This is a genomic window from Pseudomonas coleopterorum (assembly GCF_900105555.1).
In the GTDB taxonomy this organism is placed as follows: Bacteria; Pseudomonadota; Gammaproteobacteria; order Pseudomonadales; family Pseudomonadaceae; genus Aquipseudomonas; species Aquipseudomonas coleopterorum.
This window is the reverse complement of record NZ_FNTZ01000001.1, coordinates 3,946,002-3,962,582: the sequence shown is the minus strand read 5'-3', so window position 1 is coordinate 3,962,582 and position 16,581 is coordinate 3,946,002. Positions and strand designations below refer to the sequence as shown.

Below are 16,581 nucleotides of genomic sequence, written 5' to 3'. Positions count from 1 at the left end.
CGGGCAAGGGCCTCTAGCATGAGCGCTCTTGCCCGCACAAAAGCCTTTTGTCATGCCTTTGCCTCCTCGCTCCAAGCAACGTCCCGCCGCCGGTAAACGCCGCGTGGCCAAGGCGCCACCTGCCCAACCTCGGCTGGTGCTGTTCAACAAGCCGTTCGACGTGCTGACCCAGTTCAGCGACGGTGAGGGGCGCGCGACCTTGAAGGATTTCATCGACATCGCCGGGATCTACCCGGCCGGCCGTCTGGACCGCGACAGCGAAGGGCTGTTGTTGCTGACCAACGATGGGCAACTGCAGGCGCGCATCGCCGACCCGAAGCACAAGCTGGCCAAGACCTATTGGGTGCAGGTCGAAGGCGCGCCCGACGAGGCGCAATTGCAGCGTTTGCGCAGCGGGGTGGAACTCAACGATGGCATGACCTTGCCCGCCGAGGCGCGGTTGCTGGACGAGCCGGACCTGTGGCCGCGCGATCCGCCCGTGCGCTTTCGCAAGAGCGTGCCGACCCATTGGCTGGAACTGGTGATCAAGGAAGGGCGCAACCGTCAGGTGCGACGCATGACGGCGGCGGTGGGCCTGCCGACCCTGCGTCTGGTACGGGTTCGCATCGGTAACTGGAGCCTCGAGGGCCTGGGACAGGGGGAATGGCGCGAGGTGCCCGCCAGCCTGTAGCAGGCCCCGCCCCCTGTGGGAGCGGGCTCTGCCCGCGAAGATCTACCAGCCTGCCTCCGGCCCTACCTCGTATGGGAGCGGGCTCTGCCCGCGAAGCTCCGACAGTCTGCCTCAAGCTCTGCCCCTTGTGGGAGCGGGCTCTGCCCGCGAAGATCTGCCAGCCTGCCTCAGGCCTCAGCCTTAGCTACGCAGATGGGTCAACGGCAGTTCAGTACTGGCCATGACCTGGTTGAGCACGAAGCTGGAACGCACGCTGGTCACCCCCTCGATCCGCGTCAGGTGGCCCAGCAGAAGCTTTTGATAGTGGTCCATGTCCGGTACCACTACCTTGAGCTGATAGTCGGCATCCATGCCGGTCACCAGGCTGCATTCGAGCACCTGCGGCAGCCCGCGAATGGCCGCTTCGAAGGTTTCGAAACGTTCCGGGGTGTGGCGGTCCATGCCGATCAGCACATAGGCGGTCAGGCTCAACCCCAGCTTCTTGCGGTCCAGCAGAGCGACCTGGCGGGAAATGTAGCCGTCGTCTTCGAGCTGCTTGACGCGCCGAGAGCAAGGCGATGGCGAGAGACCAATGCGTTCGGCCAGTTCCTGGTTGGAAATGCGCGCGTCGCGCTGCAATTCAGCCAAAATACTCAGATCATAGCGATCAAGTTTGCTCATCAAATCTGCCTTCGTGTTTTGCGTTGCGGCAAATTATCCATCCGAAGGCAAAAATTGCGCAAGTGCTGTGTAAATCAGCAATGTTCGCAATCGGCTGCTGCACCTGCGGCGCTATAGTTATCCACAGAATCACTGCCCGGACATGAGTCCACTGCGATCCGCTCAATCAGGCGGGTTGCGGCCACCGCCCCCACCGGGGTTGCGCTGGCCCCCGGGCTGCACACTGCCCAGAAGGCGGCGTGAGGTGAGCCGACGTCACAAGCGTCGAGCAGGGACAGAGTTCGAGAGAGGAGGCCGACGGGTCTCCTTTTTTTTCGCCTGCGAAACGGTGGTGAGTGTGGCGCAGTGGGTCAGTCATGAAGTGGCTGCTTGTGCTGATAACCTGTGCAGGTCCCTGACGGGATCTTCACAGAACCGGATTCGGGTTTGTCAGTCTGATGATCAGTAGCTCCCCTTATCTTGCGAGGAACAGCATGAAATCGCCCCTCTGGCGTCTGGCCGGTGTCGCTGCGCTCTGCCTGGCCGTAGGCGCGCCGGCGTATGCGGAAGGTCCGCAGGATCAGTTGCGCGGCAGCTCCAACGGCGGCCAGCGCGGGCCGGGCGGGGGCAACGCCGGGCCGGGTCAGCAACCTGGGGGTGGCCAGTATCGGCCGCAGCCCGGTGGCAATCAGGGCCAGTGGCAAGGGCGGCCTGTGCAGGGCAATCAGGGGCAGTGGCAAGGCCGACCAGGCGGCAATCCGAACCAGTGGCAGGGCAACAGGCCGGAACAGGGTCGCCCCGAAGGTGGCCAGCAGGACAATCGGCCGCCGATCATCGGCAAGCCTGACGAAGTGCGCCAGACCCAGGCGCCGTTGAGAGGCAGCTATCCGGACCTGCGTCGAGACAACGACCGGCGCTGGGAGGGCGGTCGTGATCGCTCGCCCGGTGATCACGGTGGCGGCTGGGGCCCCGGCCCGCAGTATCGTCCGGGGCAGGTGATCGATCGCTTCCCCGGCCAGAATTATCGCGTGCCGTACCGAGGGCAGGATTATTACTATTCGGGTGGGTACTGGTACCGACCCCAGGGCCCGCGGTATGTGGTGATCGAACCTCCGCGCGGTGTTAGAGTGCGGGTGCTGCCCGATTACGCGCAGCGCATGTGGATCGGTAGCTCGGTGTTCTTCGTGGCGGCGGGGACGTACTACCAGTGGGTCGATAACACCCAGGAATACGTGGTGGTGAATCCGCCGGTGAATGCCAGCATTCCACAGCCCGCGCCGACCTTGACCAGCTACGACGTCGCGGCGTATCCGGCCCAGGGCCAGAGTCCGCAGCAGGTTGCCCAGGATCAATACGAGTGCAAGCGCTGGGCCGTGGAACAAAGCCGCTTCGACCCCGCCAGCGCCACCTATGCGCCATCGCCTGAAGTGGTCAGCGTGTACCGGCAAAGCCTCGCCAACTGCTTCGCGTCACGCGGCTACACGGTGAATTGATCGCGTACCGACGCAGCTTGCGCCGCAGCCACAAGGCACCGCGTTCTGCATGACACACCGCATCGACCGCCGACGCGGCTCGCGCCGCTGCTACAGGGGGCGTGCGTTTGCGGGGCGCCGCGATCCCCTGTAGCAGCGGCGCAAGCCGCGTCCGGGGACTCCGCGTTTTTTCAGCCGGACCGCATTCGCCGCCGACGCGGCTCGCGCCGCTGCTACAGAGGGCGTGCGTTTACGGGTTGCCGCGATCCCCTGTAGCAGCGGCGCAAGCCGCGTCCGGGGCCTCCGCGTTTTTTCAGCCGGACCGCATTCGCCGCCGACGCGGCTCGCGCCGCTGCTACAGAGGGCGTGCGTTTACGGGTTGCCGCGATCCCCTGTAGCAGCGGCGCAAGCCGCGTCCGGGGACACCGCGTTTTTTCAGCCGGACCGCATTCGCCGCCGACGCGGCTCGCGCCGCTGCTACAGGGGGCGTGCGTTTGCGGGGCGCCGCGATCCCCTGTAGCAGCGGCGCAAGCCGCGTCCGGGGGCACCGCGTTTTTGCAGGCGGACCGCATCCACCGCCGACGCGGCTCGCGCCGCTGCTACAGGGGGCGTGCGTTTGCGGGGCGCCGCGATCCCCTGTAGCAGCGGCGCAAGCCGCGTCCGGGGACACCGCGTTTTTTCAGCCGGACCGCATTCGCCGCCGACGCGGCTCGCGCCGCTGCTACAGGGGGCGTACGTTTACGGGGCGCCGCGATCCCCTGTAGCAGCGGCGCAAGCCGCGTCCGGGGACACCGCGTTTTTTCAGGCGGACCGCATTCGCCGCCGACGCGGCTCGCGCCGCTGCTACAGGGGGCGTGCGTTGACGGGGCGCCGCGATCCCCTGTAGCAGCGGCGCAAGCCGCGTCCGGGGACGCCGCGTTTTTCAGGCGGACCGCATTCGCCGCCGACGCGGCTCGCGCCGCTGCTACAGGGGGCGTGCGTTGACGGGGCGCCGCGATCCCCTGTAGCAGCGGCGCAAGCCGCGTCCGGGAGCACTGCGGTTTTGCAGGCTGACCGCATTTCTATCAAACGGGATCAGCGTGAACCAGAACTTCGGCGCGTGGGTACTGGCTTTCGATGGCCGCTTCCACGTCCTCGCAGATGCCGTGGGCGTCGGCCAGCGACAACTGCCCGGGCAATTCCAGATGCACCTGCACGAACCAATGGTTGCCCGACATGCGCGTGCGCAGGTCGTGAGCGCCCAGCACCCCCGGCACATTGCACGCCAGCGCCAGCATCTGTTCGCTGACATCCAGCGGCAGTTCCTGGTCCATCAGGATCGCCGTGCTTTCGCGGGCGATGTGCACCGCGCTCCACAGGATGTATAGCGCAATGCCCAGGCCAAAGAAGGCATCCAGCTGCGGCCAGCCATAGCTGGCCAGCACCAGCGCCACCAGGATGCTGCTGTTAAGCAGCAGGTCCGAACGATAATGCAGCGAGTCCGCGCGCACGGCCGTCGAACCGGTTTCGCGGATGACCTTGTATTGCAGGGCCAACAGCGCCACGGTCAGGACCAGGGAAAGGATCATCACCGCGATGCCCACCCCCGCAGCGCCCAGCGGCTGGGGATCCTGCAACTGCTTCCACGCCTGATAACCGATCAGCACGGCGCTGGACCCGATGAACAACGCCTGGGCCATCCCCGCCAAGGCTTCAGCCTTGCCGTGCCCATAGCGGTGATCATCATCGGCCGGGCGCAGCGCATAGTGCACCGCCAACAGGTTGAGAAACGACGCCGCACCATCGAGCACCGAATCGGTCAGCCCCGCGAGCAGGCTCACCGAACCACTGAGCCACCAGGCCACGGCCTTGGCCACGATGAGAATACTGGCCACCGCCAATGACGCCCGTGTCGCGAGGCGAAGCAGGCGCGCATGTTCCTTGCTGGTTGGCATCGCAATCCTTAAGCGGCGGGTTTCAGACCATACATGGCCAGCTGTTCGACACTGCCCTTGTGCTGGATCAGGCGTGGATCGTCCAGCGGCAGGCTGCGGCCCAGTTCGGTTTCAAGAATGGCCTGCAGTTTGAGGTTGTCCACCTTGCCATCGCGACCGACCGCTGGCTGCAGTTTCTCCGGCGAAATATGCGCGGTCTTGCCGTCGTTGAGGTAGATCGCGCCCGTGGCGAAGTCCACACCGAAGGCGATCAACCCGGGAATCACATAGAACAGGATACCGATGGCATCCAGCGCCGCCACGACCGGGTCGATACGGCCCTCGATCTGCCCGCGCCGATCGGGCCAGAACAAGGTGCCGCAAGCGGTCAACTGGGTCATCAGGGCAGCGGCAACGGCGCCGCAGAGCAAACGTTGATGAATACGCATGACAATCTCCGCAAAATAAGCTGCAACGATACAAGCAAATGGTCGAGCGGAGTAGATGGAGCGTACCTCTCAGAGACTGCAACACAAGGTCGTGCTAGCGCTCGATAGAAGGCTCGTCGTGCCGAGATGATGGTAGTCGAGCCCTTGAATGTTCGGTCGGCGCTGAAAACGGCTCAACCGAAAACCATCGCCCATCATGCAAGAGCATGCGCGAACAGAATCAATCCGCCATGGCCGCATCAATGGGAATCTTACTGCCAACAGACTCGCGCCCTTTGACCCATAGCCCAAAGTGTTTCATGACCTCGACTACAGGCTCCAAGCGCCGTCCCTCAACGGTGAGTTCATATTCAACCGTGACAGGCACGGTGGGAAATACAGTGCGTTTCACAAGTCCAGCTTCCTCAAGCGCACGTAAATCCAAGGTCAGCATTCGTTGCGAGATAGCGGGGATGTCTCGCCTGAGCGCACTGAAGCGCTTCGGTCCATCGAGCAGGTAGGACGCAATGAGCAGTCGCCAGCGCCCACCGAGCAGGCGCATCGCTTCTTCGACAGAGCAGCCTGACAGGTTGTCTTTCATGGTCTGCATCCTCGGACAATAGAGGTATATTTTTTGTACCTATACTACAAAATAGTGCGTTCTTCCTATTTTATACCGCGCTCCTAGAATGAGCTGGTGCTGTCTGCAGGTGGAAATCGACAGCGCTCACTCACGCTCTGGAGTCTGCACATGAAGCTGTATTGCATCCCCGCGTCTTGTTCCCTGTCTCCCCATATCGTGCTCAATGAGCTAGGTCTTGATGTTGCACGGATCAAGGTCGATCACAAGAAGCACCTGACCGAATCAGGCGACGATTATTTGAAAATCAATCGCCTTGGCTACGTGCCTGCACTCGAACTGGACGACGGAACCCTTCTGCGCGAAGGTCCAGCCATCGTGCAATATCTGGGTGACCTGAAGCCGGAGCTCGGACTCGTTCCCGGCCATGGCACCCTTGATCGATACCAGCTTCAGGAGTGGCTGAACTTCCTTTCCACCGAGATCCACAAAGGCTACATTCCGCTGTTGTACTCGACACTGGCCGGTCGATACGTAGACAGTGCGAAGCCAAAGTTGGAGAAGCGCTTCGCCTGGATCGACGAGCAGTTGACCAGCAAGCCCTACCTCATGGGTGATCACTTCACCGTGGCTGACGCCTACTTGTTCGCGTTGACAGGCTGGGGGCAGGCCGCGTGGTTGACCAGCTATTACAAAGTCGACATTCACTTCGACGATTTGCATAACCTCCGTGCCTGGTATGACCGGGTCAAGGTTCGTCCAGCAGTTCAGAAAGCGTTGCGGGAAGAAGGTCTTGTGTAAAAGCAGACATTGGTCGATTCGAGCACAAGAGCAGCAACATGACGCAGGAATCCCTGAGCAGGGCGACCGGTCTCCATGGCTGGATCGGCCCGAACCTGTAAGGCAAGTCCTCGATGTTTGAACTCACCAGTTACCTGGGTCTTTTCTTGGCAGCGTTCGGTGCGGCCACGTTGCTGCCGATGCAGTCCGAGGCGGTACTGGTTGGCATGTTGTTGTCCGATCGCTACGTCATTTCGACCCTGTTGACCGTCGCCATAGTCGGCAACGTACTGGGTTCTGTACTGAACTGGGTGCTGGGCCGCTGCGTTGAGAGGTTCCGCCACAAGCGCTGGTTTCCAGTGAGCGAGGCAAAGCTCGCAAAGGCCCAGCAGTCCTATCTGCGCTACGGGCACTGGTCGTTGTTGCTGAGCTGGGTGCCGATCATTGGCGATCCGCTGACCGTCGTTGCCGGCGTCATGCGCGAGCCCTTCTGGCGCTTTCTGCTGATCGTCACCCTGGCCAAAGGTATGCGTTATCTGGTGCTGGCCGCCGTGGCGCTGGGGTGGACATGACGGCTGCGCATGGGGATCCGAGTACGCCCGTCGGCCTGCCGTAGCTTGTATAATTGCGGCACCACTGCCGGAGAGACCATGACCTCGTTGCCGATTGACGCCGCCTTGCCGGCGCTCCTCGAAGCCCTTCACGATCGCAATGAGGCCGTGCTGCAAGCGCCGCCCGGCGCCGGTAAAACCACACGTGTTCCGCTCGCGCTCCTGGATCAGCCGTGGCTGGCCGGGCAGACCATCGTCATGCTCGAACCCCGTCGACTGGCCGCTCGCGCAGCAGCAGAACGGATGGCAAAGGAACTGGGCGAAGCGGTGGGCGAAACGGTCGGTTATCGAATCCGTCTCGAGAGCCGCGTTGGTCCCAGGACTCGAATCGAGGTGGTGACCGAAGGGATTCTTGCACGCAGGCTGCAGGACGATCCTTCGTTGGATGGCGTGGGCCTGATCATCTTCGACGAATTTCACCTGCGCAATCTGGACGCAGACCTGGCGCTGGCACTCGCCCTGAATGGCCGCGAGCTGTTCCGGGACGACTCGCCACTGAAGGTGCTGGTGATGTCCGCCACGCTGGACGGCGAGCGGATATCGGCCTTGCTCGACGATGCGCCGATCGTCAGCAGCGAAGGCCGGATGTACCCGGTGGACGTGGTCTGGGGAAAGTCCACGCAGCCCGGGGAGTATATAGAGCCTCGCGTCGTCTCGACCTGCATCGAGGTGATCGAGGAACAGGAAGGCAGCGTACTGGTGTTCCTCCCAGGCCAGGCCGAGATTCGACGTGTCCACCGCGACCTGGAAGACTGGCTCTGCAGGCAACCACCTGATCACGCGTCACGTATCCTGCTCTGTCCGCTGTATGGCGAGCTGTCCCTGAGCGAACAGCGCACCGCCATCGAGCCTGCGCCGTCCGGCAAACGCAAAGTCGTACTGGCCACGAACCTGGCCGAAACCAGCATCACCATCGAAGGGGTGCGGATCGTCATCGATTCCGGCCTGGAGCGCGTGCCCCGTTTCGATCCGCGCAGCTCGATGACCCGCCTCGCCACGCAGCGCATTTCCAAAGCCAGCGCCACTCAACGCGCAGGCCGGGCAGGGCGGCTGGAGCCTGGTGTCTGTTACCGCTTGTGGTCAGAAGCCCAGCATGAACAGCTCGCCAGCTTCAGCACCCCGGAAATCCAGCAAGCCGACCTCGTCGCGTTGGCGTTGCATCTGGCGCGCTGGGGGGTGACGCCCGATCAGTTGCACTGGCTGGATGCGCCACCGACGGCAGCGTTTTCCCAGGCCAGCGACTTGCTCTGTCGGCTGGGTGCTCTGGATGCCAACGGCCTTCTAACGGCCCATGGCCAGGCCATGGCGCAGTTGCCTGCCCATCCGCGTATCGCCCATCTTCTGATCCGTGGGCACGAGCTTGGTCTGTCTCAGCACGCTTGTGACCTGGCGGCGCTATTGGGGGAGCGCGACATTCAGCGTGGAGGCGGTGCCGATGTGCACAGCCGAATGGCGATGCTGGCAGGGCCTCGTGTGCACCGCGATGCGCAACGGGCCAAGCAGTTGGCGAAGCAGTACCGTTCCTATCTGCAAGGACCCTCGCTGAATGCTGTCGCCGATGCGGATGACCCGAAGTGGGTAGGGTGTCTGCTGGCGCTTGCCTACCCGGATCGTATCGCCCGGCAGCGTCGCCCCGGCGGGGCCGAATACCGGTTGAGCAACGGCCGCGCGGCGATGTTCGCCGACGTCGATGCACTCATGAAGCAGGCCTGGCTGGTCATCGCCGATCTGGGCAGTCGCCAGGGCCAGCGCGAGGAACGAATCTATCTGGCGGCGGATCTTGATCCGCAACTGTTCGAGAGCGTTCTGCAGGATCAGGTCCGCCTGGTGGATGAGCTGGATTGGGATGAGCGTGAGGGAGCATTGCGTGCCGAGCGTCAGCGCAAAGTGGGCGAGCTGATCCTGAGCCGAGAATCCTTGCCAGGCCTGGACGCCGACGCTCGCGCCACGGCCCTGCTCGGGCTGGTGCGCCGCAAGGGCCTGGAACTGTTGCCCTGGACCCCGGAGCTGCGCCAGTGGCAGGCGCGGGTCATGCTGTTGCGAGAAGTGGACGCCCAGAACCCTTGGCCGGACGTCAGCGACACCGCACTGTCGAAACAGCTGGAGCACTGGCTGCAGCCCTACCTGGGCAGGGTCACGCGCCTGAGCCATTTCGGCCAGCTTGACCTGTCCTCCATTCTGCGCAACAGCCTGCCATGGCCGCTGCCACAGAAACTCGATGAGCTGGCGCCGACCCACATCGCTGTGCCGTCAGGCTCATCGGTACGCCTGGACTATAGCGAGCACCCGCCGATTCTGGCGGTGCGTTTGCAGGAGCTGTTCGGCCTGGCCGAGACCCCGCGCATCGCCGGTGGACGGCAAGCGGTGAAGTTGCACCTGCTGTCGCCAGCGCGGCGACCGGTGCAGGTGACGCAGGATCTGGCGAGTTTCTGGGCCAATACCTACGAAGAGGTGAAGAAGGATTTGAAGGGGCGGTACCCCAAGCATTATTGGCCGGAGGATCCGTTGGTGGCGGAGGCGACGGCCAGAGTAAAACCACGCTCTTAGGACGACATCATCGGCCAACGACAACCTGACGTCGTCACCGCTGCCAACCTGACCGGGTCAACCGTGCGTTCCAGTGGGCTGAGCGCACTTGCGGAGCAGGGAGCAGGCTCAGGTCGATTTTTTCGCACGGGTCGCCGTCATCAGCACCATCAGCACATGATCTACAAGACCGACGATCCGCTCGCGTGAAATGGGCGCTCCATGAGGGCCACCGTAATGCGCCAGAAGCGCGACTACCGTATCGCTCACGAATTCGAGCTTGGCTTCGGATAAAACGAGACCACTCCCATGGCCAGCTTCGCTGGCAAGCTTGCCCAACTCCATTCGTATGAACGTGCTGAACCGCTTGACCAGCGACAGATACAGATCAGGGTGCAAGCGGGCCATCTCCATCGTCGCGGTGACCAGTTCGGGACGGTCCTCACAGCTCCCGACCTGTTCCACCAGTGCGAGAAGATCATCTCGCAGTGATGTGCGTGGATACTGGGGTGGCTGCAGGAGATCCAATGTGGCCACGGCATCGGTCACAAGGTCTGCTTTGGCCGTCCATCGCCGGTACAGGGTTGCCTTCGATACCCCGGCACGTGCCGCCACATCTGTCATGGTCAGGGCGTGATAACCCTTTTCACCCAGCAGCTCTAGGGCGGCATCGATGATAAGTCCGTCACGGCTTTTGTCTTGAGCACGCCCCCGTTCTGCCGGTGGCAGGCGGTGTTTATGGTGGATAGCTTGGTCGGTCATGGAAAGCATTATAGGGGAGGTGATACGGAACAGTATATTTCCGAAACTGTTGCGTTTCGTATATCCTGACCGTACCATTCGTGGACTTTTCCTGCGCTCAGCGCGGATATTTCTTCGAGAGGTTGCTTATGTCCACTTCGATTGACTCTCCCGTTCTGGTGATGGGTGCTACGGGTAAGCAGGGCGGTTCGGTTATCCGTGCGTTGCTCAGAGCAGGTCGCTCGGTACGTGCCTTTGTGCGCGATCCTTCTTCCGATGCAGCACAAGCACTCGCAGTCCAAGGCGTCGAGGTCGTGAAAGGCGAATTTACCGATACGGCCAGTCTTGATGCAGCATTGACTGGGGTGGACGGTGTTTTTTCGGTGCAAATGGGATCACAGCCCAGCGACCCACATACAGAGGTCTTGGCCGGTGAAGCTCTGGTCCAGGCTGCTCATAGGGCCAATGTACGTGTAATCGTCCACTCCTCGGTCGCTCGTGCTGGCGACCACGAGCAATTCGTCGACTGGAAAGAGGGACGTTGGGAACCGTCATATTGGCAGAACAAAGCAGCAGTCAACGAGAAGGTAAAAGCGCAGGGCTTCCGTCATTGGGTGATTCTGAAACCGGCCATGATCATGGAGGACATCGTACCGCCGCAGGCGGATCTGCAATTCCCTTCACTTCGCGAACGTGGTCGATTTGAAACTGCAATAGCAGCAGACACCTCCATCGATTGGATTGCAGTAGAGGACATCGGGGCGTTCGCAGCTGCCGCCTTTGACGAGCCTGAGCGTTTCCATGGTCACGAGATCGATCTCGCTGCGGAGTCTGTCACGTTGCCCGAAGTGGCTGCAAAGATAGCTCAGGCTACGGGAAGGCCGGTTTCGGCAGTCACTTTATCGAAAGAAGAGGCACTCTCCAGACCCTATGGCGAACTGTACTTCCAAGCTGAATCATGGAACAACGTCGAGGGCTATAGGGTAGACCTCGAGGCCGTACGTAGCTGGGGCGTGCCCCTGACCACACTCGATCAGTTCATTGCACAACATCGAGACAGGTTCGTCATTGGCTGAGGTTTTTCCCATCCAGACTGCGAGCTTCGTCTCCGGGCCTTGGGTACGCGTTGGCAGACATCAAGCCGCACAGGCAGCCAGCAACAAATGCTGGCTGCTGCCACCTCGCCAACCTACCATCGGCGCACGTACCGGCCTGAAGCGATGACATCACCGTGAGCATCAACTTTGATTTGAATGATCTGCAGGCCTTTCGGGCAGTGGTCGAGCAGGGCAGTTTTCGGCGGGCGGCGGAGGCGATTCGCCTCACCCAGTCGGCGCTGAGTCGGCGCATCGAAAAGCTCGAGGGGGCGTTGGGCGTGAAGCTGTTCGAGCGGACTACGCGGCGGGTGTCTCTGACCAACCAGGGACGGGCGTTTCTGCCGCAGGTGGAACGGTTGCTCGATGATCTCGATCTGGCGTTATTGAGCATCGGCGAGCCGGGGGCGTTGCGCGGCGGCACGCTGGTCATTGCCTGCGTGCCGTCGGCGGCGTATTACTTCATGCCCCATGCGATCCGCAGCTTTCGTGGCCGCTATCCCAAGGTAAAGGTCAGGTTGATCGACGTTTCGGCCCATGAGGTCAGTGCGGCGGTATCATCGGGCGAGGCGGATTTCGGTGTCAGCTTCGGCGGCAATCTGGCGCCGGACATCGAGTTCAGTACCTTGATGGATGAGCGCTATGTCATCGCCTGCCGCAAGGACCACCCGCTGGCCGAGCTGGAAGTGGTGACGTGGGCGCAGGCTTACGAGCATGACTACATCACCCTGGATCGATCATCCGGCAATCGCCTGGTGCTGGACCGGGCCATGCCCGGCCTGACGTTCGCCAGGCCGAGCCTGTGCGAGGCGCGGCACGTGACGACGGTGCTGGGGCTGGTCGAAGCCGGGCTGGGGGTGGCGGCGGTGCCGTCGATCGCCATGCCACCGGCCTCCCATCCCATTCTGGCCAGTGTGCCGTTGATCGAGCCGCAGGTGCAGAGGCACCTGGGGCTGCTCAAGCGTCGTGGCCGCACCCTGACCCCGGCGGCGCTGGAAATGGAAGGCCTGATCCGAGCCTTGCCGGGTACTTTAGCGCGGCACTGAATCCAGACCCGTAGCGCGTACGGCATCCTGTACCTTGGGCGACGCCAGGTAGTCCAGCAACTGCTTGGCTTCGGTCGGGTGCGCAGCGTTTTTCGGGATGCCCGCGGCATAGCGGGTCACCGACTGCACGTCTTCCGGAATCTTGCCGACGAAGGTGATGCCGGGAATCGGCAGCAGTTCGGCCACTTGCTGGAAGCCCAGCTGGTAGTCCCCCTTGGCAACCACGGAAGCCACGGGAATGCGCTCGATCATCTTGCTCTTGGGCGCCAGTTGATCCTCGATGCCCAGCTTCTTGTACAGCTGTTTCTCGATGTAGACGCCGCTGGCGCTGTCGGAATAAGCCACCGACTTCGCCGCCAGCAGGGTCTGCTTGAGTTCGGCGTCGGTGCCGATGGCAGGTTTCTCTGCGCCGGCCTTGACCGCCAGGCCGATCCGCGAATCGGCCAGCTCGACGCGTGAGCCGGGATCGACCTTGCCCTGCTTGATCAGCTCATCCAACGCGTAGCCCACCATGATCACGACGTCCGCCTGCTCGCCACGTTCCAGGCGGTTGGGGATGGCTTCCTGGGCCTTGCCCATGGACGGGCCAAGCACGGTATTCAGGGTGTTGCCGGTGTCTTTGGTGTAGCCGGGAGCCAGGCTTTTGTAGGCAGCGGTGAAGCCACCGGAGGTCATCACGGTGAGCTCTTGCGCCTGCGCCAGGGGGCTCAGGACGAAGGCCGCCAGGGCCAGTGCGGGCAGGGATTTGAAGGGCAGTTTCATGGTGTTTCCTTTTTCAGACGTTTCAGGCGTTCAGGCGATGACGGGGGACTTGACTGCAAGTCGGCGGTACAAAACTAACGTGGCCACGAACGCGCAGAGGGCTGCAAAGATCATCCAGTAAGCCGGTGCAGCCTTGTCGCCGCTGACGTGGATAAGCCAGGTGGAGATTGCGGGTGTGAAGCCGCCGAACACGGCGGTGGCCAGGCTATAGGCCAGGGAGAAGCCGGCTACCCGCACCTCGACCGGCATGATCTCGGTAAGCGCCGGAATCATCGCGCCGTTGTACAGGCCGTACAGAAAGGAGAACCACAACAGGACTTCGAGCATGTGGCCGAACGTCGGCGCCTGGGCAAGGAAGGACAGGGCGGGATAGGCCGTGATCGCGGTCACCAGCGACATGGTAGCCAACAGTGGCTTGCGGCCGAAGCGGTCACTCAAGGCGCCACCGACAGGTAGCCAGAAGAAGTTCGAGACGCCGACCAGCAAGGTCACGATCAGCGCATCGCTGGTGCTCAGCTGCAATACGGTCTTGCCGAAAGTCGGCGCGTAGATGGTGATCATGTAAAAGGCCGTGGTGGTCATGGCCACCATCAGCATGCCGAGCACGACCAGCCCAGCGTTGGCGTACAGCGTGGCGAAGACCGCTTTCATCGAAGGTCGACGTACGCGACTGGAAAACTCGGCGGTCTCTTCCAGGCTGCGACGCAGGAAGAAGATGAACGGCACGATCAGGCAGCCGATGGCGAACGGGATGCGCCAGCCCCATTCGGCCACCTGGGCCGGGGCCAGCCATTGGTTGAGGCCGTAGCCCAGCCCGGCTGCAACGACGATCGCCACCTGCTGGCTTGCCGATTGCCAACTGGCGTAGAAGCCTTTGTGCCCAGGCGTCGCCATTTCGGACAGGTACACCGAAACACCACCCAGTTCCGCGCCTGCGGAAAACCCCTGCAGCAGCCGCCCCAACAACACCAGGGCAGGTGCCCACAGACCAATCGTGGCGTAACCGGGAACCAGCACGATGAGCAGGGTGCCGCTGGCCATGATGGCCAACGTGACGATCAGACCTTTGCGGCGGCCCACGTCATCGATGTACGCCCCCAGCAGTACCGCACCCAGCGGACGCATCAGAAACCCCGCGCCGAATACGGCGAAGGTCATCATCAGGGAGGCAAATTCGTTCGAGGCGGGGAAGAAAACGCCCGCAATCTGCGTGGCATAGAAACCGAAGAGGAAGAAGTCGAACTGTTCGAGGAAATTCCCGGAGGTCACCCGGAAGACCATTCCGGCTTTCGACCCTGTCCGATCGGACGGGCGCGATGTCTGATGCATTGTTGTTCTCCAGCGCTTTTTTGAGATTATTTGTAACCGCTCGTTACGCAATATTCTCGGGTAAACCGGTCTCCAGGTTAATCGTTGATTTCGCATGGATTGATGCATGAACGCGATCAATACGGGATTTGATTTTGTATCGGTAGGGTGCGGGCCACTGCCGCGAAGGGAGAAATCACAGTGGCCCGTCAAGCTTCGAAATCCAGCCCGGCCCGCCCGGTGGGCGTGCTTGCCGAGCAAACCTGCTCGATCTAGAACTGATACTTCACCAACAAACTCGCCGTGTCCTGGTCGGTGGTGAAAGAGCCGTCATCCTTGATGCCGTATTTGTCGGACCAGTAATCGTATTCCACACCCACATACAGGTGCTTGGCTTCGTAGCCCAGGCTTTTGCCCAGGTCATACTTGATCTGCGGGTTGAAGTGCAGGTTGGCGTGGTAGTCGGACTGGTTGTTGCCATGGCCGCTCTTGTTGTTCACCACCCAGTCGATGAAACCGTCGATCAACAGGTTCGAGTTGCCCAAGGGCAAGGTGTAGGACCAGGCCGGGGTGATCTGCCAGGCGCCGGAAGGCACGCGGTTGCCGTCGGGTTTGCGGTAGTAGAAATTCAGCTGGAAATAGTCGAAGCCTGGAATGTCCAGGTCGAAGCCCGGACCTATCAGGTAGGCATCCACGTCGTCATCGCCGAACTCGTAGGTGGTGGCGAGCAGCACGTCTTTCACCGGTCCGAATGAGAGGTCCTGGCCCAGCAACTTGCCGGCGCTGAAGCGTGGGCTGAATTCGCCGTAGAGGCTGTAATGGCCATTGCCGGATCGCGCGCCGTTGTACCAGCTGTTGTCGACGAAGGCGAACAGGTCGCCCCACGTCCAGGCGCTGGCATGTTCGACGGTGACGGTTTGCTGTATCGCCGGATCGACCTTGTAATTCTTGCCGTACAGGTACGTCAGACTTTCTCCGTGCCACAGCAATGGCCCTTCAGCATGAGCACTGCCAGCGCCCAGCAGACCTAACATGCACAGTGATGCTCCCCAAGCGTTTTTCATGTTTTACCCATCAATCAATGTGGTGTTTATGGCGCACCGGCATTGGTCCGACAGATGTCGTGGACCGGGCGTCGAAGTTGTGGGCAGACAACCGAGTTGGCTCCCCGACCCCGTGCGGGGCGCGGGCTTGTTGCGCTGGCGTCTTGCTGGCCGAAACGGGCCGGACGACGCTTCTTGTTTCAGTCGCGATCGATCGCGAACGGTCCCCAGGCCTGACGCACGGGGACCATTTCCAGGCGATTGATGTTGATGTGGGCGGGCAGGGTGGCGACGTGGAAAATCTGTTCGGCGATATCTTCCGCGGTCAGTGGCGTGGTGCCCTGGTAGACCTGGCCGGCGGCCTGCTGGTCGCCCTGGGTGCGGACCAGGGTGAACTCGGTTTCGGCGATTCCGGGCGCCAGGTCGGTGACCCGTACACCGGTGCTCAGCAGGTCGCAGCGCAGGTTGTAGGAAAACTGTTTGACGAAGGCCTTGCTCGCGCCATAGACGTGGCTGCCGGGGTAGGGGCACTCACCGGCGATCGAGCCGATGTTGATGATGCTGGCCCCGGCGCCGGTTTCCAGCAGTGCTGGCAGCACCGCGTGGGTCACGTTGACCAGACCGGTCACGTTGGTGTCGATCATGGTGTGCCAGTCAGCCAGGTCGGCCTGTTGCGCCGGTACCGGGGCCAGGGCCAGGCCGGCGTTGTTGATCAGCGCAGTCACGCGCTGGAAGGCTGGGGGCAAACCGGCGACGACGGCCGCGACCGCTGCGGCATCGCGCACATCTAGCGCGGCGACGTGCACTGGCACCTGCGCGCCCAGTTCATCCAGCAGGGCATGCAGGCGCTCCAGGCGTCGCCCGGTGAGAATCAGCGACCAGCCGGCCTGGGCGAAACGACGGGCCGTGGCCCGCCCGAAACCGGACGTCGCACCGGTGATGAAAACAATACCGCTCATGTGGAAACC

The 16,581-nt window shown here is 62.2% G+C and carries 16 protein-coding genes; 7 read left to right on the top strand and 9 right to left on the bottom strand.

Annotated elements, in window-relative coordinates; genetic code table 11:
• Positions 1-103 precede the first annotated feature (103 nt).
• Positions 104-670, top strand: coding sequence for a pseudouridine synthase (locus tag BLV18_RS17825; RefSeq protein WP_167375987.1), 567 nt, complete (start codon positions 104-106; stop codon positions 668-670).
• Positions 671-850: 180 nt separating this feature from the next.
• Here BLV18_RS17825 and BLV18_RS17820 read toward each other — a convergent pair whose 3' ends face one another.
• Positions 851-1,330 carry an Lrp/AsnC family transcriptional regulator gene (locus BLV18_RS17820; RefSeq protein ID WP_043192694.1) on the bottom strand — a complete coding sequence of 160 codons (480 nt, stop codon included), beginning with the start codon at positions 1,328-1,330 and terminating at the stop codon, positions 851-853.
• Positions 1,331-1,803: 473 nt separating this feature from the next.
• Between BLV18_RS17820 and BLV18_RS17815 the strand changes: the two genes are divergently transcribed.
• The gene (locus BLV18_RS17815; RefSeq protein ID WP_090360511.1) at positions 1,804-2,802 is read left to right on the top strand and encodes a DUF6515 family protein; all 999 of its coding nucleotides are present in this window, start codon (positions 1,804-1,806) and stop codon (positions 2,800-2,802) included.
• Between the two features lie 1,043 nt (positions 2,803-3,845).
• Here the strand turns inward: BLV18_RS17815 and BLV18_RS17810 are convergent.
• The 3 genes from BLV18_RS17810 to BLV18_RS17800 all read right to left on the bottom strand — a co-directional run bounded on the left by BLV18_RS17810 (position 3,846) and on the right by BLV18_RS17800 (position 5,723).
• The gene (locus tag BLV18_RS17810; protein WP_090360508.1) at positions 3,846-4,715 is read right to left on the bottom strand and encodes a cation diffusion facilitator family transporter; all 870 of its coding nucleotides are present in this window, start codon (positions 4,713-4,715) and stop codon (positions 3,846-3,848) included.
• Between the two features lie 8 nt (positions 4,716-4,723).
• A complete protein-coding gene (locus tag BLV18_RS17805; protein ID WP_090360506.1) occupies positions 4,724-5,143 on the bottom strand; it encodes a periplasmic Zn2+ metallochaperone PmcY in 420 nt (139 codons plus the stop codon).
• Between the two features lie 220 nt (positions 5,144-5,363).
• The gene (locus tag BLV18_RS17800; RefSeq protein ID WP_090360505.1) at positions 5,364-5,723 is read right to left on the bottom strand and encodes a winged helix-turn-helix transcriptional regulator; all 360 of its coding nucleotides are present in this window, start codon (positions 5,721-5,723) and stop codon (positions 5,364-5,366) included.
• A 150-nt stretch (positions 5,724-5,873) separates the two neighbouring features.
• On the opposite strand from BLV18_RS17800, the gene gstA reads away from it, so the two are divergent.
• The 3 genes from gstA to hrpB all read left to right on the top strand — a co-directional run bounded on the left by gstA (position 5,874) and on the right by hrpB (position 9,640).
• The gene (gstA, locus tag BLV18_RS17795; protein ID WP_090360503.1) at positions 5,874-6,503 is read left to right on the top strand and encodes a glutathione transferase GstA; all 630 of its coding nucleotides are present in this window, start codon (positions 5,874-5,876) and stop codon (positions 6,501-6,503) included.
• Between the two features lie 113 nt (positions 6,504-6,616).
• Entirely contained in the window at positions 6,617-7,054 is a 438-nt protein-coding gene (locus BLV18_RS17790; protein WP_056844019.1) for a YqaA family protein, read from the top strand.
• 78 nt (positions 7,055-7,132) lie between these two features.
• Positions 7,133-9,640: an ATP-dependent helicase HrpB gene (hrpB, locus tag BLV18_RS17785; RefSeq protein WP_090360501.1), complete on the top strand. Its 2,508-nt coding sequence runs from the start codon at positions 7,133-7,135 to the stop codon at positions 9,638-9,640.
• A gap of 108 nt (positions 9,641-9,748) precedes the next feature.
• Here the strand turns inward: hrpB and BLV18_RS17780 are convergent, their stop codons facing one another.
• Positions 9,749-10,381: a TetR/AcrR family transcriptional regulator gene (locus BLV18_RS17780; protein ID WP_208598867.1), complete on the bottom strand. Its 633-nt coding sequence runs from the start codon at positions 10,379-10,381 to the stop codon at positions 9,749-9,751.
• A gap of 128 nt (positions 10,382-10,509) precedes the next feature.
• Here BLV18_RS17780 and BLV18_RS17775 point away from each other — a divergent pair, with 128 nt between their 5' ends.
• Both BLV18_RS17775 and BLV18_RS17770 read left to right on the top strand, forming a co-directional pair.
• Complete coding sequence (locus BLV18_RS17775; protein WP_090360500.1) at positions 10,510-11,436, top strand: NmrA/HSCARG family protein; 927 nt, start codon at positions 10,510-10,512, stop codon at positions 11,434-11,436.
• A 155-nt stretch (positions 11,437-11,591) separates the two neighbouring features.
• A complete protein-coding gene (locus BLV18_RS17770) occupies positions 11,592-12,500 on the top strand; it encodes a LysR family transcriptional regulator (RefSeq protein WP_090360497.1) in 909 nt (302 codons plus the stop codon).
• On the opposite strand, the gene BLV18_RS17765 is transcribed toward BLV18_RS17770, so the two are convergent.
• The 4 genes from BLV18_RS17765 to BLV18_RS17750 form a co-directional block, all read right to left on the bottom strand.
• On the bottom strand, positions 12,486-13,262 hold the full coding sequence (locus tag BLV18_RS17765) for a substrate-binding domain-containing protein (protein WP_090360496.1): 777 nt from the start codon (positions 13,260-13,262) through the stop codon (positions 12,486-12,488). The genes BLV18_RS17770 and BLV18_RS17765 overlap by 15 nt on opposite strands.
• A gap of 30 nt (positions 13,263-13,292) precedes the next feature.
• Entirely contained in the window at positions 13,293-14,591 is a 1,299-nt protein-coding gene (gene tcuC / locus BLV18_RS17760) for an MFS transporter (RefSeq protein WP_056844023.1), read from the bottom strand.
• A 251-nt stretch (positions 14,592-14,842) separates the two neighbouring features.
• Complete coding sequence (locus BLV18_RS17755) at positions 14,843-15,634, bottom strand: outer membrane protein OmpK (RefSeq protein ID WP_049860876.1); 792 nt, start codon at positions 15,632-15,634, stop codon at positions 14,843-14,845.
• A 179-nt stretch (positions 15,635-15,813) separates the two neighbouring features.
• A complete protein-coding gene (locus BLV18_RS17750; RefSeq protein ID WP_090360494.1) occupies positions 15,814-16,572 on the bottom strand; it encodes an SDR family NAD(P)-dependent oxidoreductase in 759 nt (252 codons plus the stop codon).
• Positions 16,573-16,581: the final 9 nt, after the last annotated feature.